The sequence below is a fragment of the Actinomadura montaniterrae genome (assembly GCF_008923365.1).
Taxonomy (GTDB): Bacteria; Actinomycetota; Actinomycetes; order Streptosporangiales; family Streptosporangiaceae; genus Spirillospora; species Spirillospora montaniterrae.
This window is the reverse complement of the sequence record NZ_WBMR01000032.1, coordinates 36,976-63,835: the sequence shown is the minus strand read 5'-3', so window position 1 is coordinate 63,835 and position 26,860 is coordinate 36,976. Positions and strand designations below refer to the sequence as shown.

Annotated in this window: 27 protein-coding genes; 19 read left to right on the top strand and 8 right to left on the bottom strand. The window is 74.6% G+C overall.

Going from position 1 to position 26,860, the window contains the following annotated elements:
• From F9B16_RS50865 to F9B16_RS14490, 8 genes are all read left to right on the top strand, one after another.
• Nucleotides 1-911 (top strand): DUF5685 family protein (locus F9B16_RS50865; protein ID WP_192808788.1); only part of this gene is annotated, 911 nt, incomplete at its 5' end.
• A gap of 47 nt (nucleotides 912-958) precedes the next feature.
• Nucleotides 959-2,635: an AMP-binding protein gene (locus F9B16_RS14520; protein WP_151540573.1), complete on the top strand. Its 1,677-nt coding sequence runs from the start codon at nucleotides 959-961 to the stop codon at nucleotides 2,633-2,635.
• A gap of 88 nt (nucleotides 2,636-2,723) precedes the next feature.
• Nucleotides 2,724-3,380, top strand: a complete 657-nt coding sequence (locus F9B16_RS14515; RefSeq protein WP_151540572.1) for a copper resistance CopC family protein — start codon at nucleotides 2,724-2,726, stop codon at nucleotides 3,378-3,380.
• A gap of 73 nt (nucleotides 3,381-3,453) precedes the next feature.
• On the top strand, nucleotides 3,454-5,520 hold the full coding sequence (locus tag F9B16_RS14510; protein WP_151540571.1) for a cytochrome c oxidase assembly protein: 2,067 nt from the start codon (nucleotides 3,454-3,456) through the stop codon (nucleotides 5,518-5,520).
• Between the two features lie 92 nt (nucleotides 5,521-5,612).
• A complete protein-coding gene (locus F9B16_RS14505) occupies nucleotides 5,613-6,839 on the top strand; it encodes a sensor histidine kinase (RefSeq protein WP_225991623.1) in 1,227 nt (408 codons plus the stop codon).
• Between the two features lie 120 nt (nucleotides 6,840-6,959).
• The gene (locus F9B16_RS14500; protein ID WP_151540570.1) at nucleotides 6,960-7,616 is read left to right on the top strand and encodes a response regulator; all 657 of its coding nucleotides are present in this window, start codon (nucleotides 6,960-6,962) and stop codon (nucleotides 7,614-7,616) included.
• 64 nt (nucleotides 7,617-7,680) lie between these two features.
• Nucleotides 7,681-8,619: a TIGR03621 family F420-dependent LLM class oxidoreductase gene (locus F9B16_RS14495; RefSeq protein WP_151540569.1), complete on the top strand. Its 939-nt coding sequence runs from the start codon at nucleotides 7,681-7,683 to the stop codon at nucleotides 8,617-8,619.
• 79 nt (nucleotides 8,620-8,698) lie between these two features.
• Entirely contained in the window at nucleotides 8,699-10,426 is a 1,728-nt protein-coding gene (locus F9B16_RS14490) for a class I adenylate-forming enzyme family protein (protein WP_151540568.1), read from the top strand.
• A gap of 7 nt (nucleotides 10,427-10,433) precedes the next feature.
• Here F9B16_RS14490 and F9B16_RS14485 read toward each other — a convergent pair whose 3' ends face one another.
• Nucleotides 10,434-11,324: an LLM class F420-dependent oxidoreductase gene (locus F9B16_RS14485; RefSeq protein ID WP_151540567.1), complete on the bottom strand. Its 891-nt coding sequence runs from the start codon at nucleotides 11,322-11,324 to the stop codon at nucleotides 10,434-10,436.
• Between the two features lie 94 nt (nucleotides 11,325-11,418).
• Between F9B16_RS14485 and F9B16_RS14480 the strand changes: the two genes are divergently transcribed.
• Nucleotides 11,419-11,940 (top strand): TetR/AcrR family transcriptional regulator, encoded by a 522-nt coding sequence (locus F9B16_RS14480; RefSeq protein WP_151540566.1) that lies wholly within the window; start codon nucleotides 11,419-11,421, stop codon nucleotides 11,938-11,940.
• A 98-nt stretch (nucleotides 11,941-12,038) separates the two neighbouring features.
• Nucleotides 12,039-13,136, top strand: a complete 1,098-nt coding sequence (locus tag F9B16_RS14475; protein WP_151540565.1) for a baeRF3 domain-containing protein — start codon at nucleotides 12,039-12,041, stop codon at nucleotides 13,134-13,136.
• Here F9B16_RS14475 and F9B16_RS14470 read toward each other — a convergent pair.
• Entirely contained in the window at nucleotides 13,130-15,079 is a 1,950-nt protein-coding gene (locus F9B16_RS14470) for a hypothetical protein (protein ID WP_151540564.1), read from the bottom strand. The genes F9B16_RS14475 and F9B16_RS14470 overlap by 7 nt on opposite strands.
• Nucleotides 15,080-15,181: 102 nt before the next feature.
• Here F9B16_RS14470 and F9B16_RS14465 point away from each other — a divergent pair, with 102 nt between their 5' ends.
• Genes F9B16_RS14465 through F9B16_RS14455 form a run of 3 tightly spaced genes read left to right on the top strand, consistent with a single transcriptional unit; the run spans nucleotide 15,182 to nucleotide 17,906 of the window.
• Nucleotides 15,182-15,853: a response regulator transcription factor gene (locus F9B16_RS14465; protein ID WP_151540563.1), complete on the top strand. Its 672-nt coding sequence runs from the start codon at nucleotides 15,182-15,184 to the stop codon at nucleotides 15,851-15,853.
• On the top strand, nucleotides 15,850-17,370 hold the full coding sequence (locus F9B16_RS14460; RefSeq protein WP_151540562.1) for a sensor histidine kinase: 1,521 nt from the start codon (nucleotides 15,850-15,852) through the stop codon (nucleotides 17,368-17,370). Before F9B16_RS14465 ends, F9B16_RS14460 begins: the two co-directional genes overlap by 4 nt.
• Nucleotides 17,367-17,906 (top strand): hypothetical protein, encoded by a 540-nt coding sequence (locus tag F9B16_RS14455; RefSeq protein ID WP_151540561.1) that lies wholly within the window; start codon nucleotides 17,367-17,369, stop codon nucleotides 17,904-17,906. Before F9B16_RS14460 ends, F9B16_RS14455 begins: the two co-directional genes overlap by 4 nt.
• Here the strand turns inward: F9B16_RS14455 and F9B16_RS14450 are convergent, their stop codons facing one another.
• Both F9B16_RS14450 and F9B16_RS14445 read right to left on the bottom strand, forming a co-directional pair.
• Nucleotides 17,907-18,623: a metal-dependent hydrolase gene (locus F9B16_RS14450; protein ID WP_192808787.1), complete on the bottom strand. Its 717-nt coding sequence runs from the start codon at nucleotides 18,621-18,623 to the stop codon at nucleotides 17,907-17,909.
• Nucleotides 18,624-18,766: 143 nt separating this feature from the next.
• Nucleotides 18,767-19,126 (bottom strand): winged helix-turn-helix transcriptional regulator, encoded by a 360-nt coding sequence (locus F9B16_RS14445; protein WP_151540560.1) that lies wholly within the window; start codon nucleotides 19,124-19,126, stop codon nucleotides 18,767-18,769.
• An 85-nt stretch (nucleotides 19,127-19,211) separates the two neighbouring features.
• Between F9B16_RS14445 and F9B16_RS14440 the strand changes: the two genes are divergently transcribed.
• The gene (locus tag F9B16_RS14440) at nucleotides 19,212-19,835 is read left to right on the top strand and encodes an NAD(P)-dependent oxidoreductase (RefSeq protein ID WP_151540559.1); all 624 of its coding nucleotides are present in this window, start codon (nucleotides 19,212-19,214) and stop codon (nucleotides 19,833-19,835) included.
• Nucleotides 19,836-19,894: 59 nt separating this feature from the next.
• On the opposite strand, the gene F9B16_RS14435 is transcribed toward F9B16_RS14440, so the two are convergent.
• The 3 genes from F9B16_RS14435 to map form a co-directional block, all read right to left on the bottom strand.
• Nucleotides 19,895-20,932, bottom strand: a complete 1,038-nt coding sequence (locus F9B16_RS14435) for a DNA polymerase ligase N-terminal domain-containing protein (RefSeq protein ID WP_151540558.1) — start codon at nucleotides 20,930-20,932, stop codon at nucleotides 19,895-19,897.
• Nucleotides 20,933-20,999: 67 nt separating this feature from the next.
• Complete coding sequence (locus F9B16_RS14430; RefSeq protein ID WP_151540557.1) at nucleotides 21,000-21,689, bottom strand: ComEA family DNA-binding protein; 690 nt, start codon at nucleotides 21,687-21,689, stop codon at nucleotides 21,000-21,002.
• A gap of 58 nt (nucleotides 21,690-21,747) precedes the next feature.
• Nucleotides 21,748-22,599: a type I methionyl aminopeptidase gene (gene map / locus F9B16_RS14425; protein ID WP_151540556.1), complete on the bottom strand. Its 852-nt coding sequence runs from the start codon at nucleotides 22,597-22,599 to the stop codon at nucleotides 21,748-21,750.
• Between the two features lie 69 nt (nucleotides 22,600-22,668).
• Here map and F9B16_RS14420 point away from each other — a divergent pair, with 69 nt between their 5' ends.
• The gene (locus tag F9B16_RS14420) at nucleotides 22,669-22,848 is read left to right on the top strand and encodes a hypothetical protein (protein ID WP_151540555.1); all 180 of its coding nucleotides are present in this window, start codon (nucleotides 22,669-22,671) and stop codon (nucleotides 22,846-22,848) included.
• A 6-nt stretch (nucleotides 22,849-22,854) separates the two neighbouring features.
• Here the strand turns inward: F9B16_RS14420 and F9B16_RS14415 are convergent, their stop codons facing one another.
• Nucleotides 22,855-23,421: a hypothetical protein gene (locus F9B16_RS14415; RefSeq protein WP_151540580.1), complete on the bottom strand. Its 567-nt coding sequence runs from the start codon at nucleotides 23,419-23,421 to the stop codon at nucleotides 22,855-22,857.
• 122 nt (nucleotides 23,422-23,543) lie between these two features.
• Between F9B16_RS14415 and npdG the strand changes: the two genes are divergently transcribed.
• The 4 genes from npdG to F9B16_RS14395 all read left to right on the top strand — a co-directional run bounded on the left by npdG (nucleotide 23,544) and on the right by F9B16_RS14395 (nucleotide 26,854).
• On the top strand, nucleotides 23,544-24,239 hold the full coding sequence (gene npdG / locus F9B16_RS14410) for an NADPH-dependent F420 reductase (protein ID WP_151540554.1): 696 nt from the start codon (nucleotides 23,544-23,546) through the stop codon (nucleotides 24,237-24,239).
• Between the two features lie 283 nt (nucleotides 24,240-24,522).
• Nucleotides 24,523-25,536 carry an ABC transporter permease gene (locus tag F9B16_RS14405; protein WP_151540553.1) on the top strand — a complete coding sequence of 338 codons (1,014 nt, stop codon included), beginning with the start codon at nucleotides 24,523-24,525 and terminating at the stop codon, nucleotides 25,534-25,536.
• A 240-nt stretch (nucleotides 25,537-25,776) separates the two neighbouring features.
• Complete coding sequence (locus F9B16_RS14400; RefSeq protein WP_151540552.1) at nucleotides 25,777-26,112, top strand: hypothetical protein; 336 nt, start codon at nucleotides 25,777-25,779, stop codon at nucleotides 26,110-26,112.
• Between the two features lie 10 nt (nucleotides 26,113-26,122).
• A complete protein-coding gene (locus F9B16_RS14395) occupies nucleotides 26,123-26,854 on the top strand; it encodes a hypothetical protein (protein WP_151540551.1) in 732 nt (243 codons plus the stop codon).
• Nucleotides 26,855-26,860 lie beyond the last annotated feature (6 nt).

The following is a 26,860-nucleotide window of genomic DNA, read 5'->3' as shown; positions in this document are numbered from 1 at the left end:
GCTGGGACGCGGCGGGCGCGCGGACGGGCGCCGCCGTCGGGTTCGACCCGTCGGTGCTGCGCGAGGCCGTCGCGCGGCAGGCCGTCCTGGAGGCCGAGCCGGGACCGCGGCTGCTCGACCTCACCGAGCCCACCGAGACCGCCGTCGCGGCCGTGTTCGCGCACACCGCCGTCCTCGCGGGCAAGGAGCACAACGCCGAGCCGCTCGCTGAAGCGGGCCGCTACTTCGGCCGTCTCGCGCACCTGATCGACGCCGTCGAGGACGTGGCGGACGACCACGCCGCCGGCGCGTTCAACCCGCTCCTGGCCACCGGCACCACGCCCGCCGAGGCCCGCCGGTACGCCGACGACGCGCTGCACGGGCTGCGGCTCGCGCTGGCCGACCTGGAGATGGAGAAGCCGCGGCTCGTCCGGGCGCTGCTGGACCGGGAGGTCCGCCGCTCCGTCGACCGGGTCTTCGCCGCCTACCCGCCGCAGGGGCCGGGGCCCTACCCGCCGGAAGGGCCCGGGCCGCAGCCGCCCTACGGGAACGCTCCGTACCCGCCGCAGGGCCACCCGCCGCACCAGGGGTACCCGCCGGCGCAGGGCGGCGGGTACGGCGATGGGGGCGGCTGGATCCCGCCGCACGGTGGCGGGGGAGGCGGCGGCGCGAACTTCGGGCACCGCCCGCGGGGCCGCCGGCCGGGATGGCCGATCCCGTGCTTCACCGGGACGGCGGTGTGCCTGACCTGCGGGGTGTTCCAGCCCGACTGGAGCGAGCACCACGGCAAGGCCTGCGGGGACCGCTGCTGGTGCACCCGGCACTGCGACGACTGCTGCGACGGCTGCGACTGCTGCAGCGGCTGCAGCGGATGCGACTGCGACTGCTGCGACGGGTGCGACTGCTGCGACTGCGACTGCGGGTGCAATTGATCGTCCCCCCTTGACCAAGCAAAAGCTTGGGTGGCAAGGTCGCGGACGTGGCGAGCCCGACCTTCGCGGACCTTCTGCTGGAACGGGCCGGTGACGGGCACCCCGGGCTCCGGTTCGAGGACGAGACCTACAGCTGGGCGCGGGCCGTGGCGGCCGCCCGCACGCGCGCCGCGCTGCTGCCGGACGCCTGCCCCGAGCCGCCCGGCCGCCCACGGCACGTCGGGGTGCTGCTGGAGAACGTCCCCGAGTACGTCTTCTGGATCTTCGCCGCGGCGCTCGGCCGCGCCACCGTGGTCGGCATCAACCCGACCCGGCGCGGCGCCGAGCTGGCCGCCGACGTCCGGCACACCGACTGCGACCTGATCGTCACCGACACCGCGCACCTCCCGCTGCTGGACGCGCTCGGCGGCGCGGTCCCGCCGGACCGGGTCCTCGTCGTCGACTCCGACCCGTACGCGGCGTCGCTCCGCGAGGCGGAGGCCCGCGCGGAGCACGGCGACCCGGGCGCCCGGCCCGAGGACCGGCTGCTGCTCCTGTTCACCTCCGGGTCGACCGGCGCGCCGAAGGCGGTCGCCTGCGGGCAGGGACGGCTCGCCGCGATCGCGGAACGGTCCGCGATGATGGGCATCGAGCGCGACTCCGTCACCTACGTCGCGATGCCGCTGTTCCACGGCAACGCCGTCATGGCGAACCTCGCGATGGCCGTGCACGCGGGCGCCACCGTCGCGCTGCGCCGCCGCTTCTCCGCGTCCGGCTTCCTGCCCGACGTGCGCCGGTTCGGCGTGACCTACTTCAACTACGTCGGACGCGCCCTCGCCTACGTCCTCGCCACCCCCGAAGCACCCGACGACCACGACAACACGCTGCAGTGCGCGTTCGGGACCGAGGCGTCCGCGCAGGACATGGCCGGGTTCGCGCGCCGGTTCGGGTGCCGCATCATCGAGGGCTACGGCTCCAGCGAGGGCGCGATCTCGCTGCGCAAGACCCCGGACTCGCCGCCCGACGCGCTCGGCGTCGCGCCCCCCGACCTGGAGGTCGCCGTCCTCGACCCCGCCACCGGCGCCGAGTGCCCCCGCGCCCGCTTCGACGCCGCCGGCGCCCTGCTCAACCCCGGCGAGGCCATCGGCGAGCTCGCCGGCCTCAACGCCGCCGGCGCCTTCGAGGGCTACTACAAGGACCCGGAGGCCGACGCCGAACGCGTCCGCGGCGGCGTCTACTGGAGCGGCGACCTCGGCTACCGCGACGAGGCCGGCTACATCTACTTCGCCGGACGCGGCGCCGACCGGCTCCGCGTCGACAGCGAGAACTTCGCCGCCGCGCCGGTCGAGCGGATCCTGGCGCGCTGGCCCGCCGTGGTGATGTGCGCCGTCTACCCCGTCCCGGACCCGCGCACCGGCGACCAGGTGATGGCGGCGCTCGAACTGCACGACGGCGCCGCGTTCGACCCCGACGGGTTCGCCGACTTCCTGGCCGCCCAGCCCGACCTCGGGACGAAGTGGGCGCCGCGGTTCGTCCGGATCGTCCGGCCGATGCCGCTGACCGCGACGGGGAAGGTGCACAAGCGGCCGCTGCGCCGCCTCCTGTGGGAACCGGTGGACGGGCAGGACGTGTGGGTGCGTCCCGGCCGCGCCCTGGCCTACGAGCCGCTGACCGCCGAGCGCGCCGCGAAGCTGCGCGCCGAGTTCGCCGAGCACGGCCGCGATCACGCTTTGGGCACGCTCTGAGGGCCTTCTCCGACCCCGGACGTGCCATCGGCGCCGCGTCAGTACGCTAGAAGGGCCCTCATTCCCACATAGAGAACCCGGCCACCCCATGAGAACCCTCACGACCCGCGGGCCCCTGCGCCGCCTCGGTCTCGTCGCCGTCCTCGCCGCCGCGCTCGGCGCGGTGACGGCCACCCCAGCGCTCGCCCACACGCAGCTGGTGAGCAGCACGCCCGGCAAGGGGGAGTCCGCCGCCGGGGTCACCGAGGTGAAGCTGGTCTTCAGCGACAAGATCAGCACCGCGAAGGTCGTCGTCAAGGACGCGCACGGCAAGGCCTTCCAGTCCGGCGCCGCCGAGCACGCGGGCACCACGGTCACGCAGAAGCTGACCGGCGCGCTGCCCGCCGGGTCGTACACCGTCGCCTACCGGGTGGTCGGCGCGGACGGGCACCCCGTCCAGGCCGACGGCCTCACGTTCACCGCGACCGCCGCGGGCGGGGACGGGAGCACCGGCGAGCAGCCGCAGGCCGCGCCGACCAAGGGCGGCGTGGGCGCGGTCGACCAGACCGGCGCCGCCGCGACCAGCAACGAGCAGCCCCTGAAGATCGACCAGCAGCAGGCCGCCGAGTCCGACTCCGACTCCGGGTCGGGGATGGTGACGTGGGGCCTGGTCGGCGTCGGCGTGCTGGTCGGCATCGGCATCGGCGTGGCCATCGTCTACCGGGCCAAGCGCAAGCACGGGGCGGCGCCCGCCGCGAGTGAGTGAGGAACGCCAGTGATCGGGGTCGGCAGTGAACGGGGTCGCCAGTGATCGGGGTCGCCGGTGAACGGGGCCGGCGGTGAATGAGGGTGCCCTGCGGGTCCTGCGCGCCGCCGTCCTGGCGGTCGTCGCGGCGGCCGCCGTCCTGGTGGCGGCCCTCGTCCTCGGCGGGGCGGTGACCGAGCAGGTCATCCCCGGCATCGGGGACGCCGGCGCCGCCACCCGGTGGGGGCTGCCGGTGTCGCGGACGGCGATGGACCTGCTGTCCGCGCTGACCGTCGGCGCGCTCCTCGCGGGCGCCGCGCTGCTGCCCGTCGAGGGCGCGCGCGAGACCCCGAAGCTGTCCCGGGACTCGGTCGGCTACCTGCGCGCGGCGTCGTGGCTGGCGGCCGGATGGGCCGCCGCCGCGGCGGCCACGCTGGTGTTCACCGTCGCCGACGTGCTCGGCCAGCCGGTCACCGAGGTCATCGGCGGCAACGAGCTGAGCAGCTACGTCGGCTCGCTGGAGCAGGGCACCGCGCTGATGATCGTGGTGCTGCTGGCCGTGGTGGTGGCGCTGCTCGCGCGCACCACGACCACCCCCGCCGCCGCGTTCGGGCTGCTGGCGATGGCCGGGATCGCGCTGCTGCCGCCGCCGCTCACCGGGCACTCCGCGTCGGCCGCCAACCACGAGGTCGCCGTGACCGGCGTGGCGCTGCACGTCGCCGCGATCGCGCCGTGGGTCGGCGGCCTCGCGGTCGTCGGCGCGCACGCGCTGCTCGGCCGCGACAAGCTGCCGATCATGGCCGAGCGGTTCAGCCGGATGGCGCTGTGGTGCTACGTCACCGTCGGCGCCAGCGGCATGGTCAACGTGATCTCCCGGCTGCCGAGCCCGTCGGAGCTGTTCACCACGGACTACGGGCGGCTCGCCCTCGGCAAGATCATCGCGTTCGCGGTGCTCGGCTGGTTCGGCTGGTGGCACCGCGAGCGGACGATCCCGGCGCTGCACGACCGCAAGCCCCGCGCGTTCGCCCGGCTCGCCGCCGTCGAGGCCGCCGTCATGGCCGCCACCATGGGCCTCGCCGTCGCGCTCGCCCGCACCGCGCCGCCGCCGGAGACCGGCACCGAGTCGGCGATCAAGACGCAGCTCGGCTTCGACATGCCGCCGCACATCAACCTCGAGCGGCTCGCGACGCTGTGGCACTTCGACCTGTTCTTCGGCGTCCTGGTCGTCGTGCTCGGCGGGCTCTACCTGGCCGGGGTGCTGCGGCTGCGGCGGCGCGGCGACTCCTGGCCCGTCGGACGCACCGTCTCCTGGTTCTTCGGGCTGCTGACGATCGTCATCGTCACCCAGACCGGCGTCGCCCGGTACGCGCCGATCCTGTTCAGCGTGCACATGGCCCAGCACATGGTGCTGAACATGCTGACGCCGATCTTCCTGGTCGTCGGCGCGCCGACGACGCTGGCGCTGCGCGCGCTCAAGCCCGCCCGGGTCCGCGGCGACCGCGGCCCGCGCGAGTGGCTCACCGCGATGCTGCACAGCCGGTTCGTCCGGTTCGTCGCCCATCCGGCGTTCGCCACGATCCTGTTCATGGGCAGCACGTTCGCGCTGTACTTCACGCCGCTGTTCGAGGACCTCATGCGGGACCACCTCGGGCACATCGCGATGATGGTGCACTTCCTGGCGTCCGGCTGCCTGTTCTTCTGGGTGCTGCTCGGCATCGACCCGGCGCCGCGCCGGCTGCCGCACCCGATGCGGCTGCTGCTGCTGTTCGTCACGATGCCGTTCCACGCGTTCTTCGGCATCGCGCTGATGAGCCTGAACCAGGCGCTCGCGACCGGCTGGTACAACGCCGTCAACCCGCCGTGGGGCACCACGATCCTGCACGACCAGCACACCGCCGGGTCGATCGCGTGGGCGTTCGGCGAGGTGCCGACGTTCGTCGTCCTGCTGGTGATGGCGTTCCAGTGGTACGCCGACGACCAGCGGCAGGCCCGCCGGATGGACCGCAAGGCCGACCGCGCCGCCGAGCGCACCGCGCGCGGCGAGGCGGGCGACGGGGAGGACGAGCTCGCCGCCTACAACGCGCGCCTGGCCAAGCTCGCCGAGCGCGACCGGCTCGCGGGCGAGCAGGGCCGCAAGGCCGCCCGCCAGCCCGAGTCCTGACCCCGTACGCCGGCCCGGCTCCCCCGCGCGGGGGAGCCGGATCGGGCCGCGCGGGGGAGGGGACGGCGCCGCCGTTCTGCCAGGATCGGGATGTGTCCGGTGTTCTGCACCCGCTGATCGAGCGGACGACCTGGCGGCGCTGGGCCCATCTGGTGGTGGGCGGCGCGCTGCTCATGCCGTACTGGTTCCTCGGCATGACCCTCGCCGCGCTGCTGCCGTTCAACGGGCCCGCCGCCGGAGTGCTCGCGCTGCTGGTGTTCCCGGCGGCCGCCGCGTTCGTCACCGGGCTCGTCCCGTCGGTGCGGCTGCTGGAGAGCTCGCTGGCCAAGGAGCTGCTGCGGGGGCCCGCGGCGGCGCTGGCGCCGGGCCCGGCGGGCACCTGGGAGAGCCGGACGCGGTCCGGCGCGTGGTTCACCCTGCACCTGTTCGCCGGCGTGGTCGTCAGCGGGCTCAGCCTGGCCGTGCCGCCATTCGCGTTCGTGCTGGTCATGGCGCCGCTGGTGACCTGGGACGAGCGGCTCATCGGCAGGCTGGGCCGGCCCGGAGGGTGGGTGGAGTGGGCGGCGCCGCCCGCCGGGATCGCCGGGGTCGCGGTGCTGCTCGTCCTCATCGTCGGGGGCGGCGCCCTGCTGGCGCGGCTGGCGCCGCGCTTCCTCGGGCCGACCGCCGCGGAGCGGCTCGCGGACCTGGAGGCGCGGGCCGTCCGGCTCGCCGAGCGCAACCGGCTGGCGCGCGAGCTGCACGACTCGGTGGGGCACGCGCTCAGCGTCGTGACGTTGCAGGCGGGCGCGGCCGGGCGCGTCCTCGACACCGACCCGGAGTTCGCGCGGGAGGCGCTCGGCGCGATCGAGGAGTCGGCGCGCGCCGCGCTGGAGGACCTGGACCACGTGCTCGGGCTGCTGCGCGAGGACCGGTCCCGGCCCGCGCCGCAGCCCACGCTGAAGGACCTCGGCCGCGTGCTGGAGCAGACGAGGCTCGCCGGGGTGCGGCTCGACGCGGAGGTGGACCCGCAGGTCGAGCACGTGCCCGCGGCGGTCTCCCGGGAGGCGTACCGGATCGTCCAGGAGGGGCTGACGAACGCGCTGCGGCACGCGGGCAAGGTGCCGGTGCGGCTGCGCCTCGGCGTCGCCGGGGAGCGGCTGGAGATGGAGATGAGCAACCCGCTGGGGGCGCGCGGCGTGGGGTCGGGCCACGGCGGCGGACGCGGGCTCGGCGGCATCCGCGAGCGCGTCACCGTGCTGCGCGGCGAGATGAGCGCGGGGCCGGACGGCGACCGCTGGCGCGTGCGGGTGTCGCTGCCGCTCGGCCGCGTCTCCTGACCGGGCGGCCCGTCCGGAGAGCGCGGGTTCGCCGGTGCGCGCGAACCGATGAGAGGGCGGTGCTTCATGAGAGGGCGGTGCTTCGTGAGAGGGCGGGTGCTTCGTGAGAGGGTCCGGGACATGACGATCAAGGTGCTGCTGGTCGACGACGAGCGGCTGATCCGGGCGGGGCTGGCGGCGATCATCAACGCCGAGGACGACCTGGCCGTGGTCGGCGAGGCGTCCGACGGCGCGGAGGTGCCGGACGCGGTGGCGCGCCTGCGCCCGGACGTGATCCTGATGGACGTGCGGATGCCGCGGCTGGACGGGATCCAGGCGACCCGCCACATCCTGGACACCGTCCGCGAGCCCCCGAAGATCATCGTGGTGACGACGTTCGAGAACGACGAGTACGTCTACGACGCGCTGAAGGCGGGCGCGAACGGGTTCCTGCTGAAGCGGACGCGGCCGGAGGAGATCCTGCAGGCGGTCCGGATGGTCGCGCACGGCGACACCCTGCTGTTCCCGGCGGCGATCCGGGAGCTGGCCGCCGCGCACGGGCCGTCGTCGGCCGGGGGGCGCGCGGCGCGCTGGCACGGCGACCTGACCGAGCGGGAGGCGGACGTGCTGCGCCTGGTGGCGAAGGGGCGTTCCAACGCCGAGATCGCGGGGGAGCTGTTCGTGAGCCCGCAGACGGTGAAGACGCACGTCGGGAACATCCTCGCCAAGCTGCAGGCGCGGGACCGGACGCAGGCGGTCATCCTCGCCTACGAGACGGGCTTCATCGTCCCCGGCTGACCGGCCGTTCGCCCGTGGCGTGAGGGGGTTCGCGGGCGCGCGCCGGGCGGGCATGATCGTCGGCATGAGGGACTTCCGGTTCGGGTTCAACTTCTTCGACATCGCCTCCCCGGGGGACTTCGTCGAGCGGTGCCGGCGGGGCGAGCGGTACGGCTACGACGTGGCGCAGGTCCCCGACCACCTCGGGTCGCCCGCGCCGTTCCCGACGATGGTCGCGGCGGCGGACGCGACGGAGCGGCTGCGGGTGGGCACGCTGGTGCTGAACGCCGCGTTCTGGAACGCGCACCTGCTGGCCCGCGAGATCGCGACCGCCGACCGGCTCACCGGCGGCCGGGTCGAGGTCGGCCTCGGCGCGGGGCACATGAAGTGGGAGTTCGACGCGGCGGGGATCGGCTGGGAGCCGTTCGCCGCCCGCGTCGAGCGGATGACGGCGCTGATCGGGGAGCTCGGGCGGCTGTTCGGCGGCCCGGACTACGCCGAGCGCCGGCCGGTCGCCGAGCACTACGGGCTCGCCGACCTCGCGCCGGTGCAGCGGTCGGGGTTCGGCGGGTCCGGCCCGCCGCTGCTGGTGGGCGGCACCGGCGACACGGTGCTGCGGGCCGCCGCCGAGCACGCCGACATCGTCGGCATCGCCGGGCTGTACCAGATCAAGGGGGAGCCGCCGGGGACGTTCCGGCTGGGGACGGCCGAGCAGGCGGCCGAGCGGGTGGCGTTCGCGCGCGCACACGCCGGGGACCGGGCGGACGCGATCGAGTGGAACGTGCTCGTCCAGCTCGTCGAGGTCACCCCGGACCGGCGGGCCGCGGCCGAGCGGCTCCAGGCGGCGCGCGCGCCGCACATGACCGTCGAGGAGGTGCTGGACACGCCGTTCGCGTTCATCGGCACGCACGAGCAGATCGCCGAGCAGGTGCGGGAGCGGCGCGAGCGGTTCGGCTTCTCGTACGTGACGGTGCACGGGCCGTTCATGGACGATTTCGGCCCGGTGGTCGAGCGGCTGCGCTGACCCGCCGCACCGGGGCGTCCGGCCCGTCTCCTAGAGTGAGCGAACGAGATTCTAGAACGAGCCTCTGGAAAGGACGACGATGGGCGCGACGTCTTCCGAGACCACCCCGCACTGGTTCGCCGGTGTGCCGCACTCGCTCGACTACCCGGACGTCCCGGTCGGCGCGATCCTCGCGGGCGCCGCGCGGCGCTGGGGCGACCGGACGGCCCTGCACCACGCCGGACGCGACCTGTCGTTCACCGACCTGGCGCGCGCGTCGGCCCGGTTCGCGCACGGGCTGATCGCGCGGGGCGTCGGCCGAGGCGACGTCGTCGCGCTGCACCTGCCGAACGTCCCGCAGTTCGCGATCGCCTACTACGGGACGCTGCTGGCGGGCGCGACGTTCTCGCCGTGCAACCCGCTGCTGCCGCCCGGCGAGCTGGCCTTCCAGCTCGCCGACTGCGGCGCGGCGGTGGTCGTCACGCTCGACCTGCTCGCCGGGTCGGTCGCGGAGGCCCTCGGCCGGACGAAGGTCCGCTCGGTCGTCGTCGCGGGCGCGGGCGGCGCCGGCGCCCCGGCGGACGTGGCGGGGCTGTGCGATGGCGCGTTCGCGGGCTGCGGCGTCGCGTTCGAGGAGGTCGGCGCGGGCCGTCCGGAGGAGTTCCCCGAAGTCGAGATCGACGTCCGCCGGGACCTGGCGCACATCGCCTACACGGGCGGGACGACGGGCCGCTCGAAGGGCGTCATGCTCCCGCACCGCAACGTGGTGGTGAACACGCTGCAGTTCGCCTGCTCCGGGACCGGGTCGGTGCCCGAGCTCGACGGCCACGGCGGCCTGACGATCCGCGCGGTCGGCCCGGAGGGCGAGTACCCGACGCCGCTCGGCGAGGGCGTCATCGTCAGCGTCGCGCCCTGGTTCCATGCGATGGGCACGGTCGGCTACCTCAACTCCCAGTTCATGACGGGGACGACGATCGTCAGCCACCCGCGCCTGGACGTCCCGGCGTTCCTGGCCGACATGGAGAGGTTCCGCGCCACCGCGCTCGGCGGCGCGCCCGCGATGTTCTCCGCGCTGCTGGCCGACCCGTCGTTCGCGGACCGCGACCTGTCGTCCGTGCGGGGCGTGCGGTCGGGCGCCGCGCCGCTGTCGCACGAGATGATCGCCCGGCTGCACGCCGCGTTCCCGGACGCGGTGGTCGTCGAGGCGTACGGGCTCAGCGAGGTGACGATGGGCGCGACCGCGAACCCGACGCACCGGTCGGGCGTGCGCAGGACCGGCACGGTCGGGGTGCCGGTCCCGGACGTCCGGGTGAAGATCGTCGCGGCGGACGCCCCGGCGGTGGACGAGTCGACCCCCGCGCTGCCGCCCGGCACGGAGGGCGAGGTGTGCGTGCACGGCCCGCAGGTCATGGCCGGCTACCTGAACCGCCCGGACGAGACCGCGGCGGTGCTGAGCCCGGACGGCTGGCTGCGCACGGGCGACGTCGGCGTGCTCGACGAGGACGGCTACCTGTCCATCGTCGACCGCAAGAAGGACATGCTCCTCTACAACGGCTACAACGTGTACCCGCGCGAGCTGGAGGAGAAGCTGCTCGCGCACCCCGCCGTCGCGGGCGCGGCCGTGGTCGGGCGCCCCGACCCGAAGGCGGGGGAGCTGCCGACCGCGTTCGTCGTCCGCTCCGGCGAGGTGACCGCGGACGAGCTGCTCGCGCACGTCAACGCCGCCGTCGTGCACTACAAGAAGCTGCGCGAGGTCCGCTTCGTCGACGAGATCCCCGTGTCGGCCGCCGGCAAGGTCCTGAAGCGGGAGCTCCGCGCGTCGCTGTGACGGCCGCTCAGCGCAGCGACGCGGCGAACTCCAGCACCCGCGCCGCGTCGCCGCGCGGGCTGATCAGCAGGTCGGTCGCGCCGGCGTCGGCGAAGCGGCGCAGCTCCCGCTCCACCGCCGCCTCGTCGCCCGCGACGACCGTCTCGTGCACGCCGGACAGCCCCTGCCGGTCGAGGATCGCCCGGTAGCCGGGGAACCCCGACGCGGCGGCGTACTGCTCGGCCAGCTCCCGGCGGGCGCGGTCGGGGTCGGTGGTGAGCGCGACGACGACGCCCGCCAGCACGCGCGGCGCGGGCCGTCCGGCGGCCTCGGCGGCCCGGGTGATCGACGGCACGATGTGGTCGGCGATCGCGGCGGCGCCGGTCCAGGTCGTCACGGTCCCGTCGGCGAGCTCGCCGGCGACCCGGAGCATCGCCGGGCCGAGCGCGGAGACGATCACCGGCGGCGGTGTCGCGCCGGGCGCGTCCACCGTCCCGACCGCGGTGAGCGTCTCGCCGCGGTACTCGACGTCCTCGCCGCGCAGCAGCGGGCGCAGCGCCGACAGGTACTCGCGGACGTGCCGCGCGGGCCGCTCGTAGGGGATGCCGTGCCCGCCCTCGATGACCGGTGGATGGCTCGGCCCGATCCCGAGCGTGAAGCGCCCGCCGGCCATCGCGGCCGCGGTGAGAGCCTGGCTCGCCAGCGCGATGGGGTGCCGCGGCCAGGTCGGGACGACCGCGGTGCCGACCTCCAGTCCGGGCGTCTCCCGCCCGGCGAGGGCGGCGGCCATGAGGCCGTCCCAGGACGGGACGTGGCCGAAGAACACGCTGTCGAGCCCCGCGTCGCGCGCCAGGCGGGCCTGGGCGACGACGTCGTCCAGCGGTGCCCCCGCGGCGATGGCGAACATTCCGATGCGCATGGACCGCTCCTAACATGAACCTGATGTTCCGCTTCTGCTTACGGGCACAGGGTAACCTGAACCTGAGGTTCCGCTTGACCGGAGGAGGGGGACGGTGCGCGCCGACGCCCGCCGCAACCGCGAGCGCATCGTCGCGTCCGCGCTGGACCTGTTCGCCGCGCGCGGATGCGCGGTGAGCATGGACGACATCGCGCGCGAGGCCGGCCTCGGCGTGGGCACGCTCTACCGGCACTTCCCGGACCGGCGCGCCCTCGTCGAGGAGATCGCCGTGTCCGCGCTGCTGCGGTTCCGCGACCGGATCGCCGAGCTGCGGGCCGTCCCGCCAGGGGAGGCGCTGGCGCTGGCCGTGGAGCACTGCGCCGGCGAGCCGTTCGCGCTGATCAAGTCGCTCGCCGGGGACGGGCCCGCGCCGCCCGAGCGGCTGGAGCTCCAGGCCGAGGTCGACGCCCGGCTGGCGGAGCTCGCCGCGGCGGCGCAGGACGAGGGGACGGTCCGCGGCGACATCCGCCCGGCGGAGGTGATCGAGATCATCAGCATGGCCGTCTGCCGCCCCGGCGCCCGCGCGGGCGACCCCGTCACCCGCGTGGTGCTGGACGGCCTGCGCGCCCGGCCCTGAGCGGACCCCGCCGGATCCTCAATCGCCGCTTACACCTCGTTTACCTGCGAGTAGCTACAAAAGAGACAGTAGATACAAAAGGTGACGATCGGGGGATCATGGACGCTTCGACCCTGTCCGACCTGCGCAAGCCCCGCCCCTACCCGGCCGTCTCGGTGCTGATGCCGACGCACCGGTCCGCGCCCGGCAACCGGCAGGACCCGATCCGGCTCCGCAACCTGCTCGCCGAGGCCCGCCGCCGGCTGCACGACGACATCCGGGTGACGGGCGGCACCGCCGACCACGTGGTGCACGCCCTGGAGCGGGCCGCCGCCGAGATCGACCTGCGGCACGCCTCCGACGGCCTCGTCCTGTTCGCGGCGCCCGACGGCGAGCACCACGCGTTCACCATCTCCCAGCCGGTGGACGAGCGCGTCGTCGTCGACACCGGGTTCGCCACCCGCGACCTCGTCGCCGCCTACACCCGCTCCCCGCGCTACTGGCTGCTGTCGCTGTCGGACCAGCGCACCCGGCTCTGGGGCGGGCAGGGCGAGGAGCTGACCGAGCACACCCGCGACGGGTTCCCCATCGTCCCCGAACCCGTCGACGAGATCGACGCGGGGCGGATGGCGCGGCGCAGCGCCCGCGACAGCGAGGACGAGCCGCACCGACGGGCCGCCCGCGACGTCGTCGCCGCCCTCGACCACGTCCTCGCCCGCGACCGGCGGCCCGTCCTCGTCGCCGGCGTCACCCGCCACCAGGCGTTCTTCGACGAGGCCGCCGGCTCCCACATCAGCGTCGCCGGGCGCGTCGACGGCAGCTACGAGGGCGCCGCGCCGAGCGCCCTCATCGAGGCGGCCCGGCCCGCCCTGCACGCCTACGAGGACCTCCGCGAGGTCGGGGTGCTCGCCGAGCTGGAGGCGGCGCGCAGCATCCAGCGCTACGCCGGCGGCCTCCTCGAGGTGGCCCGGCTGGTCGAGGAGGGCCGCGGCGAGCACCTGGTCGTCGAGCGCGGCTACTACGCGCCCGCCGTGCGCACCGACGGCGAGCTCGTCCCGGTCGACGGCATGCCGGGCGTCCTCAAGGGCGCGGACGTCGTCGACGACGTGGTGGACGACGTCATCGAGACGGCCCTGGAGTACGGCGGCGAGGTGACGTTCGTCTCCGACGGCTTCCTGGTCGACCACGGCCGCATCGCGCTGGTCACCCGCTACTGACCGCAGGACGGGTCGTGCCACGCGACCCAGTGGATCGTCGCCCACGACGTGTTCGCGTGGGGCTGCCATCCGGCCGGGTGGCCGGGCCACGACGCGTCCGGGGACGTCCCGTCCGGTGTCTGCACCAGGACCGTGCAGACACCGGACGCGGGCTGCTCGCGGCGGACGTCGATGCGGCCGATGCGCGTCCACCACACCGGATGGATGAGCATCGTCCGCACCTCCCAGCCGACCGACGCGTCCGCGACGACGCCGCCCTCCGGCGCGCCGGGCAGCGGCGACGCGGGCCGCACCCGGTCCGGATGCATGCCGAACAGGAAGACGAGCGCGGCCAGGTTCGTCACCGCCAGCGCGGACGCCGCCACGACCGTCCCCGCCCTCGGGACGCGGCCCAGCGCGACGAACCCGCACAGCAGCCCGAGCGCGGCGAACGATGCGGCCGTCAGGTGCAGCGCGCCGCGGTCGCCCGTCAGGAACGACGTCTCCGGGAAGTCGAACCCGATGAACTTGTAGGTGTGCAGCCGTTCGCCCGCGTAGAGGTGCACCCACAGCCCCGCCGCGCCGACGATGGCGGCCGCGGCCACGACCAGCCCCACCGCCCTGCGCAGGCCCACCCGCAACAGCGCCGCCGCACCCGCCAGCGCGTACACCAGCGCCACGCACGACAGGTACCGCCCGTACGCGTAGTTGCCCACGCGGTGCTCGTCCGGCAGCGCGGCGGACGACGCGTACGCGATCCCGAACGTCACGGTGAGCAGCACGCCCGCCATGACCCGGTCCGCGGCGTCCGCCCGCCGCCGCACCAGCACGGCGACGACGGCCGCCAGGCCGACCCCGCCGAGCCCCCACGTGGAGACGGCCAGGTACCAGATCTGCCCGGCCGCCCCGGACAGCGCCCACGCCTGCCCCGCGCCCGTGGTGAACCGCGCACCGAGGTTCTCGGCGAGGTCGCGCGCCCCCGCCGGGTACAGCTCGGCGCGGACGTGCCCGTTGACGGCCGCCGCGACCAAGTAGCCGCCCGCAGCGACCGCCAGCCCCGCGCCTCCGGCGGCGATGGTGGCCCAGCGCCTCCGCACGATGCCGACGACCGTGAGCGCCGCCAGCGTCACGACATGGACGGCCAGGACGACCTCGCCGCGGCTGTGCACCGCCGCCGCGAACACCGCCACCAAACTCGCCACCCCCGCATCCCGAACCATCGCCGCGCCCCGGAAACGGAGCGGCCCGTCAGACGCGGCCTGACCAGCAAGCCCCAGCCAGTGACCCCGGCCACGCGGCGACCGGAACCGTCGCGATCGCGTGCGAAGCCAAGTTCGAGCCTGCGAGAACTTGATCGCGCAGCGAGCCGCCAGGCGAGTCGGAGCGATGCAGCGATCGCGCGCATTGCCCGCCGAAGGAAGGCCCCCCAGGGCCTGACGCCAAGGGCGATGCAATAGGCACACCCAGGTGAGGACGATCGTGGGGAGGACGGCGTCGGCGAGGACGAACTCGCCGAAGAAGGCGGTGGCGGGGAGGAGTGCGGCGCCCCAGGCGAGGGGGAGCGCGGTGCGGCGGGAGAGGCCGAACCGGCGGGCGGCGAGGTAGCCGAGGGGGAACAGGGCCGCGCCGATCACCGCGTTGATCGCGAGGGCGATCGTGTAGACGGTGACGGGGTCGTGCGAGAACCCGTAGGCGGGGGCGAGTAGTGCCGCGTATCCGCCCTGGTAGAAGGTGTTTCCGGACATGTCGCCGCCGTGCCCGCCGGACAGGAGGCGCGCGGCGAGCAGGTAGCCGGTCTCGTCGGGGTTGGCGACGGGACCCGTGCGCGCGCGGGCGAACCACAGCCGGACGCAGACCTGCGCGGCGAAACCGGCGGCGAGCAGCCACGGCAGGGCGCGGTGGCGCCGGGTGCGCGGGGGAGCGTCCGGGGCGGGCCGCAGGACCGGAGCGATCTGGAGGGTCATGGGCCCCACCGTCCGGGCGGGACGTCATCGCCGTGTCGGCGGAATGTCCGGATCCTGTGACATGAGTGGGAGGACGTGACCGGTCCGCCCAATAATGTCGGGGTGGCGAGCATTCTCTTTGTCGAGGACGATCCGTCGGCGCGGACCGCGCTGGAGCTGGCGCTGACCCGCCAGGGGCACCGCGTAACCTCGCGCGCCACCGGGGAGGACGGCCTGGAGGCGCTGCGCGCCCGCCGCCCGGAGATCGCGATCCTGGACGTGATGCTGCCGGGCATCGACGGGATCGAGGTGTGCCGGCGGATCCGCCGCGGCGACCCGCTGCCGGTGATCCTGCTCACCGCGCGCGGCGACGACCTGGACGTCGTCCTCGGCCTGGAGGCGGGCGCCGACGACTACGTGGTGAAGCCGGTCGAGCCGCGGGTGCTGGACGCGCGGATCCGGGCGGTGCTGCGCCGCGCGGAGACCCGCGCCGACATCGCCGCGTACGGCGACCTCGTGATCGACCGCGCGTCGCTGAAGGTCACCAAGGCGGGGACCGACGTCCGGCTCACCCCGACGGAGCTGCGGCTGCTGCTGGAGCTGTCGCGGCGGCCGGGGCAGGCGCTGACCCGCCAGCACCTGCTGGCGGAGGTGTGGGAGCACACCTATCCGGGGGACTCGCGGCTGGTGGACGCCTGCGTGCAGCGGGTCCGCGCGAAGATCGAGGACGAGCCGGCGGAGCCGCGGCTGATCGAGACCGTGCGCGGTTTCGGCTACCGGTTCACGGCGCCGTGAGGCTGCTGCGGCGGGTCACCGGGCTGCGGATCCGGCTCGTCGCCGCGTTCACGGTGGTGGCGCTGCTGGCGTCGGTGCTGGCGTCCGGCATCTCGTACGTGCTGCTGCGGCGGGTGATGCTGCAGCGGACGCAGGACGCGGTGCTGACCCAGATCCGCAACACCCTCGCGCAGCAGATCCCGGAGCAGATGCCGCCCGACACCGAGCTGCTCATCGCCGACCAGGTGCAGCGGGTGCTCTCCGCGCCGGGGCGGACGGTGGTGGCGGTGCCCGTGCCGCTCGACGGGAGCGCCCCGGTGCCCCCGCCCGGCTCACTGGACGTGCCGGTGAGCAGGGACTTCGCGCGCCGGGCGACGCACGGCGTGGTGTTCCAGCGGATCGTGGTCAAGTCCCGTCCGGGGCTGGAGGGGCATCCGTACCTGCTGGTCGGCGCCCGCGCGACCGGTTACAGCACGACGGTGGACGAGCCGCAGCGGACCACGCCGCCGATGGTGTTCGTGTCGGTGAGCCTGTCCCGGGAGGCGGCGGACCTGCGCTCGCTGACCCGGGCGCTCGTCGTCGCGGACGCCGCCGCGCTGCTCGCGGCGCTGCTGCTCGCGCTGCTCGCGACCCGCGGGGTGCTGCGGCCGGTGCGCAGGCTCGGCGCGGCCGCCCGCGCGCTGGGCGACGGGCGGCTGTCGACGCGGGTCCGGGTGCGGGGCCACGACGAGCTCGCCGATCTCGCGCACACCTACAACCACGCCGCCGCCGCGCTGGAGCGGACCGTGACGGAGCTGCGCGCGATGGAGGCGGCGTCCCGGCGGTTCGTCGCGGACGTCTCGCACGAGCTGCGCACGCCGCTGACCTCGATGATCGCGATGACGGACGTGCTGGCGGAGGAGGCGGGGGACGACGGGGGCGCGGCGCGGCTGGTGGCGGAGGAGACCCGCCGGCTCGGCGGGCTGGTGGAGCACCTGATCGAGATCAGCCGGTTCGACGCGGGCGCCGCGGCGCTCGTGCTGGACGACGTGAACGTCGCGGAGGCGGTCGCCGGCACGCTGTCGGCGCGCGGCTGGCCGGGCCGGGTGGCGGTGGAGGGGCCGGCGGACCTGTTCGTCCGGGCGGACCCGCGCCGGCTCGACGTCATCGTGGCGAACCTGGTCGGCAACGCGCTGAAGCACGGCGGCCCGCCGGTCACGCTGCGCTTCGGCCCGGAGCGGCGGGACGAGCCGGGCGTGGTGGTCACCGTCGCCGACCGCGGCCCCGGCATACCGGACGACCTGCTCGGCGTGGTCTTCGACCGGTTCGTGAAGGCGGAGGCGGCCCGATCCCGCAGCGAGGGCAGCGGGCTCGGGCTGTCGATCGCGAAGGAGAACGCCGTCCTGCACGGCGGGACGCTGGAGGCCGCCAACGGGCCGGACGGGGGAGCGGTGTTCACGCTGTGGCTGCCCGCCCGCCACGACGACGAGGACGGCGACGAGGACGGCGGGGACGGCAAGGGCGGCGCGGACGGGAGCGAGGACGGGGAGGACGCGTGAGGAAGCCATCGGGACGAGCGGGCCGAGCGCTCGCCATGGCGGCCACGGCGGCGGCGGTGATCGCGGCGGCGGCGGGCTGCGGCGTCCGTCCGACGAGCGTGCTCAGCGCGGGCAGCATGCCGGTCGCCGACGGGAGGGCCTCCACCATCACCGTCTACCTGGTGAAGGACCGCGCCCTGTACCCGGCCGTCCGCCCGGGGCTGCCGGGCCATCCGTACCTCGCGCTCGCGCAGCTCGGCGTCCCCGTCACCTCCGAGGAGCGCCGCGCCGGGCTGTACACCGACGTCCGGCCGCAGGAGATCAGCGTGACGCAGGACGGCCCGCCCGGCACGCTCACCGTGTGGGTGGACGATCCGGGTCCGCGGGGGCTGCGGCCGGGGCCCGGGTCGCGCTGGCCGCGGCTGGCGCTCGCGCAGGTCGCCTGCACCGCCCAGGCCGTCCCCGGGGTGAAGGGGGTGCTGCTGGAGGCGCCCGACGAGGCGTCCGGGCACGACCGCGTCCCGCTGGACTGCGGGGACTTCGCCGACCTGCGCTGATCAGCCCTTGGTGAGCCAGCGGGTCGCGACGTCGCCGAGCACCGACCGGATCGCGAGGATCGCGATGCCGAGCATCAGCACCGGCCCGACGACCCAGTGCTCGACCTTGCCGTTGGTGCGGGGGACCACCGGCATCTCGATCCGCCAGGGCAGCGGCCAGAACACCGGGCAGCCGCGCGGTGTGAGGCAGTCCCCGGCCACGTGCGCGAGGCAGCCGAGGGTGACCGCGAACCCGACGAAGCTCATGTCGATGTTGTGCATCAGCCAGACGGCGATCAGCGCCAGCGCGCAGTCCGCCAGCGCGGACTGCGGCTCGCGGCCCTCGAAGTCGAGGCCGACGCCGCGCAGCCCCAGCCCGACGATCATGAACAGGCAGGCCCACCACGCGTACACGTAGTGGGTGGCGAGGGTGTCCATCGCCCAGCCGATGCCGACCGCGAACAGGATCGAGTGGGTGGCGTGCCGGTGCCCGCCCGAGATCTTCCCGATCCACTTGCACATGTGGTGGGTGATGGGCCCGTAGGTGTTGGCGATGCGCCCGTTGTGGTGGTCGATGTCGGGCAGGATCGCCGCGCCCGCGCAGACCACCGCGCCCGCCGCGACCTGCTCGGGCGACAGCGACACCGCGAAGTCGCCGAGCAGCTTCTCCTGTCCGAGCACCGGCACCGCGGCCAGCCACGCCAGCGCGCCGCTCAGCGCGTGCGTCTTCCCCATCATGGGCAGTTCCCCCGCCTTCCGCACACCGTCCGCCGCCCGGTTCAGGGCGGGACTCTAGCCCGCTACTGATCGTTTTCAGCGGCGGCGCGCCGAAGCGGATGCCACGTCCCTTTGATGCGGAATGCGGCGCGTGGGTTCCGCGCTCAGGCGGGGAGCCCGTCGTGGCGGGCGCGGGCGGCGACGACGGCCTCGACGTTCTCCTCGGCCCAGTCGGTGATCGCCTGGATCGGCTTGCCGAGCGACAGGCCGAGCGGGGTCAGCGCGTACTCGACGCGCGGCGGCACCTCGGCGAAGACGTGCCGGGTGAGCAGGCCGTCGCGTTCCATGGCCCGCAGCGTCTGGGTAAGGACCTTGGGGGTGACGCCGCCGATCAGGCGGCGGAGCTCGGTGAAGCGGCGCGGCCCGTCGGTGAGGCTCAGCACGACCAGCACCGACCACTTGTCGCCGATCCGGTCGAGGATGAGCCGGGTCGGGCAGCCGGGATCGAACGCGTCGCCTCTCATGGTTTCCAGAGGGTACCAATGTCACGTTGAAGTAACCAGTATCCGATGGATACCTTCACTCGGCACGGAGTTCCAGGAGGACGACATGAAGATTCTGCTGATCGGCGCCACCGGGATGATCGGGCGGCGGATCGCCGCCGAGGCGCGCGGGCGCGGCCACGAGGTCACCGGCGTGACCCGCAGCGGCAACGAGGGGACGCGGAAGGCCGACGCGGCCGACGCCGCCGCCGTGGCCGCCCTCGCGGAGGGCCACGACGCGGTGGTGGTGGCGATCTCGCCGCCCCGCGACGGCTCCGACCCGGAGGGGCCGGTGCTGGAGGCGGGCCGCGCCGTGCTGGACGCGGTGCGCCGGGCCGGGGTCCGGCGGCTGGTCGTGGTCGGCGGCGCGGGCAGCCTGGAGGTCGCGCCCGGCGTCCGGCACGTGGACGAGCCCGGCTTCGTCGAGGCCTACAAGCCCGAGGCGCTGGCCCACGCCGCCCTGCTCGACGCCATCCGCGCCGAGGCGGGCGACCTCGACTGGACCTACGTCTCGCCCGCGGCGGTGATCGAGCCCGGCGAGCGGACCGGGGTCTTCCGCCTCGGCGGCGACCAGCTGCTCCGCGACGCCGCCGGCGACAGCCGTATCAGCGCCGAGGACTACGCCGTCGCGCTCGTCGACGAACTCGAGAACAACGAGGCGATCGGCCGCCGCATCACCGTCGCGTACTGAGCCGCCGGCCGCACCGCGCACCGAACCGCCGGCTGCACCGCGCACCGAACCGCCGGGGGTCAGTGCTTGCGCGACGGCGCCCCGATCAGGCGCCACGCGCCGGACTCCTCGCCCGGCTCGTACGGAGAGTCCAGCCGCTTCGCGAGGACGCCGGGCAGCCCCTGCTCCGCGGCCGTCGCCCGCACCGCGTCGCCGTCGCCCGGGTACCACGGCGCCGTCTGCCACGTCGGCCCCGACAGGTCCAGCTCGTCCAGCCGGGCGCGGCGCTCCCGGTACGGGACGTCCAGCAGCGGCCGCCCGTCCAGATGCGGCACATCGAAGATCATGTAGGTCTCGCGGCCGTCCAGCACGGCCAGCTCCCCGTCCAGCACCGCCGGGCGCGCGCCGAGCCGGCCGCCGAGCCGCGAGCCGAGCCCGCCGGGGCCGTCCACCGGGCGGCCCCGGCCGTCGGTGAACCGCGTCCGGCCGCCCTCCACGTACGCCAGCAGCCGCCGGCCGCCCCACGCGAACTCGAACCCCCACGCGTCCTGGTCGCGCGGCAGCCGGGCCCGCCGCACCGGCCGCATCGGGCGCAGCGACTCCGGCAGCGGCTCGGCGTCCGGGTCCGCCGGCGGGTCCATCCGGTGGATCATCCAGTTCTTGCCGCGCGTCCTGAACAGCACGTACCGGCCCGACACCCGCGAGCCGTGGATGACGACCTTCACCTCGCGCTCGGACCACTTCTCCGTCTCGTACGTCCCGCGGTCCCAGATCATCACCGTGCCGCCGCCGTACTCGTCCTGCGGGATGTCGCCCTCGAACGTCGCGTACTCCAGCGGATGGTCCTCGGTGTGGACGGCCAGGTGGTTGGTCTTCGGGCTCCACGGCAGGCCCTTCGGCACGGCCCACGAGACGAGCACGCCGTCCCGCTCGAACCGCAGGTCCCAGTGCAGGCTGGAGGCGTGGTGCTCCTGGACGACGAACGTGTCGTCGTCGCCGTGCGGCAGCGCCTTCTCCTCGGGGACGGGCTCGGGGGTCTTCCGGGGGTCGCGCTTGCCGCGGTACTCGGCGAGCCGGTCGCCCTTCCGCGCGTCCTTCTTGCCCTTCTTCTCCGTCACGCCCGCCACATACCCGCGATCAGCGGATGAAGACGGCCCCGGCGGCGGCGAGCACGGCCGGGTACAGCTAGCGGATGAAGACGGCGTAGTCGGCGAGGTCGCCGGTCAGCTGCGGCGGCAGGCCCGCCACCGCCGACATCTCCTCGGCGGACACGAACCCGCCGGTCTCCGATCGCACCCGCTCGATCTTCCCGGCCAGCTCCGGGGTGATGCCGGGCAGCAGCGTCAGCGCCTCCGCCGGCGCGTGGTTGACGTCGATCAGCCCGCCGTCCTGGTACTGGCGCGGCAGGTCGGGGCGGCCGATCCGGAGCTCCTTGGCGAGGCCCGGGTCGCTCGCCGCGAGCTCCCGCGCCTTCTCGCGCAGCAGCCGCTGCCGCCGCACCCGCTCCACGACGGCCTCGTTGTCGATGCCCGCCAGCCCGTGCGGGTCGAACACGCGGCGCCGGATGAGGAACGCGTGTCCGCAACCGACCACCGCGAGGAGGAACAGCAGCACCCCCACGGCCTGCTGCGTGCCGTCCTGCTTGCCGATGTCCGGCAGCAGGTACAGCATCAGCGAGAAGATGCCGATGTAGACCGCCGACGACACCAGCAGGTGCGCGCTGCGCCGCCACAGCGCCGCCGCCGCGAACGTGAACGGCGTCGCGTACCCGAGCGTCAGGAACGGCAGCGCCGCCCACGTCACGCTCAGCGCGGCCCGCCCGGGAGGCATGCTGTCGGACGGGACCCTCGGCTCGTACGGCGCTGGAGCGTTCATCAGGCGGATTCTCCCGGCCGGGTCGCAGACTGAACGGGACGCTAGGTCGACGGAACGGTCACGGGAGGGTGAGGATTTCGTGGCCGTCCTCGGTCACCAGCAGCGTGTGCTCGAACTGCGCGGTGCGCTTGCGGTCCTTGGTGACGACGGTCCAGCCGTCGTCCCAGATGTCGTAGTCGTAGGTGCCGAGGGTCAGCATCGGCTCGACGGTGAACGTCATGCCCGGCTCGATGATCGTCGTGGCGTTCGGGTCGTCGTAGTGCGGGACGACCAGCCCCGAGTGGAACGTGGTCCCGATGCCGTGCCCGGTGAAGTCGCGGACGACCCCGTACCCGAACCGCTTGGCGTAGGACTCGATGACCCGCCCGATCACGTTCAGCGCGCGGCCCGGCTTGACCGCCCTGATGCCCCGCATCGTCGCCTCGCGGGTCCGCTCCACCAGCAGCCGCGACTCCTCGTCCACGTCGCCGCACAGGAACGTCGCGTCGGTGTCGCCGTGTACGCCGTCGATGAACGCGGTGATGTCGACGTTGATGATGTCGCCGTCGCGCAGCACGGTGTCGTCGGGGATGCCGTGGCAGATCACCTCGTTGATCGAGGTGCACAGCGACTTCGGGAAGCCCCGGTAGCCGAGGGTGGACGGGTAGGCGCCGTGGTCGAGCATGAACTCGTGGCCGATGCGGTCCAGCTCGTCGGTGGTGATCCCGGGCCGGACGTGCTTGCCGACCTCCTCCAGCGCCTGCGCCGCGATCTTGCCGGCGACCCGCATTTTCTCGATGATCTCAGGGGTCTTGACGTCCGGCTCGCCGGTCTTCGGCCGCTTCTTCCCCACGTACTCCGGGCGCGGGATCTGCGCCGGGACCTTGCGCATGGGCGAGACGTTGCCGGGACGGAGAAGCTGGGTCGTCATAGTGATGGAGTGTAGTCAGCGGGATCCGGGCAACGAATCCCGCCGAGCCTTGGATCGGAAGGAGCGCCGATGGCCGGTGACGACGGTGACTGGTGGTTCTGCCTGAAGCACATGAAGGTCGAGCACGGGCCCGGCTGCCCGAACAAGGACCGGATGGGCCCGTACCCGACCGAGAGCGCCGCCGCCGGCGCGCTGGCGCTGGCCCGCGAGCGCAACGAGGCCTGGCGCAAGGACAACGGAGAGGACTAGCCGGGGCTAGTCGACGGTCGGGCCGGTGACCGCCTCGAGCAGCCGGGCGAGGCGGTGCCGCAGGCCGCGGGCGCCGCGCGCGGGCTCCTCGCCCGCCGCGGCGCTCACCAGGTGCTGCGCGCCGTCGAACGACAGCAGCGCCTCGCCCGCCGGGACGGTCAGCGCCTCGTGCGCGAGGCCCTCCAGCTCGCGGTCGCCGCCGTCGAGGGCGAGGATCGTGGCGCCGACGCGGCGCGCGTCGTCGACCCGTTCCAGCAGCGGGACGGGCGCCTCGTCCTCGGCGACGACGAACAGCGTCTCGCCGCGGCGCGCCTCCTCCAGCCGGGACAGCCCGATGCTGAGGTGCGGCGGCGCGTCCTGCGGCGGCGACCAGCGCACCAGGGTGGGCGCGAGGCCCGGGGCGTCGCCGAGCCGCGACTCGTCGTCCAGGTGCGCGGCGAGGTGCCAGGGGTCGCCGCCGGGCGTGCCGACCAGCAGCAGCCCGCCGGGGGTGCGGGAGGTGACCCGCAGCGCGCGTCCGAAGTCCTGGGTGCGCTCCAGCCAGCCGGTGGCGGACAGCACCTCGCGCAACATCACGATCTGCTCGGCGTCCACCGGTCCATGGTGCCGCACGGGACGCGGGCGGCACGCCGGTTTCGCGCGAGCCGGGAGGGCGACGCGCGGCGGCCGGAGGGCCGCCTGGCAGACTCGGCGGCATGACTGAGCAGCAGCAGAGGACTCCCTACGACCTCCCCGACGTCACCGGCCTCACCATCGGCATCCTCGGCGGCACCGGGGACCAGGGGAAGGGCCTGGCGCGCCGGTTCGCGCTGGCCGGGCACCGCGTGGTCATCGGGTCGCGGAAGGCGGAGCGCGCGCAGCAGGCGGCTGACGATCTCGGCGCGGACCTGCCGGTGTCGGGCGCGGAGAACGAGGCCGCCGCGGGCGGCGCCGACGTGGTGGTCGTCGCGGTGCCGTGGGAGGGGCACAAGGCGCTGCTGGAGTCGCTGCGCGAGGTGCTCGCCGGCAAGATCGTCGTGGACTGCGTGAACCCGCTCGGCTTCGAGAAGGGCAAGGGCGCGTTCGCCCTGCCGGTCGAGGAGGGCAGCGCCGCCGAGCAGGCCGCGTCGGTCCTGCCGGACAGCCGCGTCGTCGCCGCGTTCCACCACGTGTCCGCCAAGCTGCTGCTGGACCCCGAGGTGGACGAGATGGAGCTGGACGTCCTCGTCCTCGGCAACGACCGCGAGGCCACCGACCTGGTGCAGGCGCTCGCGGGACGCATCCCCGGCATGCGCGGCGTCTACGGCGGCCGGCTGCACAACGCCGGGCAGGTCGAGGCGTTCACCGCGAACCTGATCTCGATGAACCGCCGCTACAAGGCCCACGCCGGCCTGCGCATCACCGACGTCTGACGGGCGGTCCCGTCCGCGAAGGGCCGCTCCGGCTGCGGAGGGCCGCTCCTGTCCGAGAAGGGCGGCTCCGGGCAGCGGCCGGGGGCGGCCCTTCGCGTCACGCGGGCCCGACGACATTTCCGGCCAAGATCGCGGCGGTTTGTTGGGGACTTCCGACCAAGCGTCCGGAGGCGTCCCCCGGTTAGTGTGCCGGTGATGGGCCGTCGAGGGACCGGCCCTCGGACCACGCGCGCCGGCCGGGCGACGGCCGGACCCGTCCGGCGGGCCGACGGGGTGGACTGCCGTGCTCGCATACATCGTCCGGCGCTTCCTGAGCGCCGCCGTCATGCTCCTGCTGGTCACGCTCGTGACGTTCGGCACGTTCTTCTGGCTGCCGAAGCTCGCCGGGCAGACGACCGACCAGATCGCCGCGTCGTACGCCGGGCGGGCGTCGACGCCCGAGGCGATCGAGGCGACGAAGGAGCGGCTCGGCCTGGACCAGCCGGTCCTCGTCCAGTACTGGCACTACCTGAAGGCGATCGCGGTCGGCCGGGACTACGACGCCGGCCCGGTCACCGACCACTGCCCGGCGCCGTGCCTGGGCTACTCGTTCCGCAGCAGCCAGCCGGTGCTCGGGACGCTCCTCGACCGGGCGCCCGCGACGGCGTCGCTGGCGTCGGGCGCCGCGCTCCTGTGGCTCGCCGGGGGCATCGCCACCGGGGTGGTGTCGGCGCTGCGCAAGGGGTCGTTATGGGACCGCGCGACCATGATCGTCGCGCTGAGCGGGGTGTCGCTGCCGATCTACTTCACCGGCCTGGTCTCGCTCGCCCTGTTCTCCTACACGTGGCGGATCCTGCCCGGCGGCGGCAGCTACCGGCCGCTGACCACCGATCCGGGGATGTGGTTCCGGGCGCTGGTGCTCCCGTGGGTGACGCTCGCCTTCCTCTACGCGGCCATGTACGCGCGGCTGACCAGGGCGGGGATGCTCGAGACGATGAACGAGGACTTCGTCCGCACCGCCCGCGTCAAGGGGCTGCCGGAGGCGGCCGTCGTCGTCAAGCACGCGCTGCGCGCCTGCATGACGCCGATCGTCACCGTGTTCGGCCTCGACCTCGGCCTCCTGCTGGGCGGGGCGGTGCTGACCGAGAACACCTTCAGCATCCCCGGCCTGGGCGAGCTGGCGATCACGTCGATCCAGAGCGGCGACCTGCCGATGGTCCTCGGCGTCACGCTGCTCACCGCGGTCTCGGTGGTGGTGTTCAACCTGGTCGTCGACCTGCTGTACGCGGTCATCGACCCGCGGGTGCGGCTCGGCTGACAGGGCTGGGCGCCCGTGCCGCGCGGGGGCGCGGGGGACAGGGCGTGGCGCGTTCCGGCCAGGAAGGCGACAATGGCGGGAGCGGTAGCCGACCGCGGCGCGTCCAAGTGCTGACGTTGGGGCATGGACGAGACGGGCGGGCGCGGCGCACGGCGGCGCCCGCCGTGGGTTCTGTGGCGGCGGTCCCGCCGCGCCGGCTCCGGCGCCGCCTATGATCGGCATGCGACAGGGCAGGTGAAGATGAGGCAGATCCGGTCCGCGGACCCGTGGAGCACGTTCCTGGCCCCTCCGGGGCGGGCCGCCGGGTCCGGGGTGCCCGCCGCGCCGGACGCCCCCGGGGCGCCGCACGCGCGCGGTGACGCGGGCGAGGCGGGCGAGGCCGGCGGCGGTGACGTGTACGGGCGGGTGCTCGACCACCTGCGGTCCGCGGACGGTCCGCTGTCGCTGGCGGAGATCCGGCACGCGACCGGGCTCGGGCTGCTGGAGGTGGCGGGCGCGGTGGAGCGGCTGCGCGACCGCGGGCTGGTCTCGATCGAGCGGGAGATCGACGAGGTCGTCCGGCTGACCGGGCGGTGATCGGGACCGGATGGTCGGATACCTCGTCACGGTCTCGCTGAGCTGCCTGGTCGGCGTCGCCGAGCTGGTCAGCCGGTACCGGGACCGTCCCACCACGCTGGTCCGGGTGCCGAGCACCTGGGCCTACGTGCTGATCAACGGGGGCGCGGGCGCCGGGTCGCTGCTGCTCCTGCACACCTTCGGCTGGCGGTTCGGGGTGGCGGCGCCGGACGTGGCCGCGGCGACGCAGGTGCTGGTCGCGAGCCTCGGCTCGATGATGGTGTTCCGCAGCGCGGTGTTCACCGTCCGGGTGGGGGACGAGGACGTCGCGGTCGGGCCGAGCACGCTGCTGACGTCGCTGCTGGCCGCCGCGGACCGGGGCGTCGACCGGATGCAGGCCAAGACCCGCGCGCAGGAGGCGGGGGAGATCATGCGCGGGGTCTCGTTCGCCAAGTCGAGGCTGGCGCTGCCGACGTACTGCCTCGGGCTGCTGCAGAACGTCTCCGCCGAGGACCAGGCGGACCTGCGCACGGCGGTGGACGCGCTCGCGGGCAGCGAGATGACCGACGGGCAGATGGCCCTCAACCTGGGGCTGCTGCTGATGAACGTGGCGGGCCCGGACGTGCTGCGCTCCGCCGTCGACACGCTGCGGGACGAGATCATGGCGGGCGCTCCGCCCGCCGTCCCGGCGCCGCGCAACGGCCAGGCCGGCGAGGGCCGGGCGAACGGCGGCGAGCTGGTCCGCTCCAACCCGGACCAGTAGCCGCCG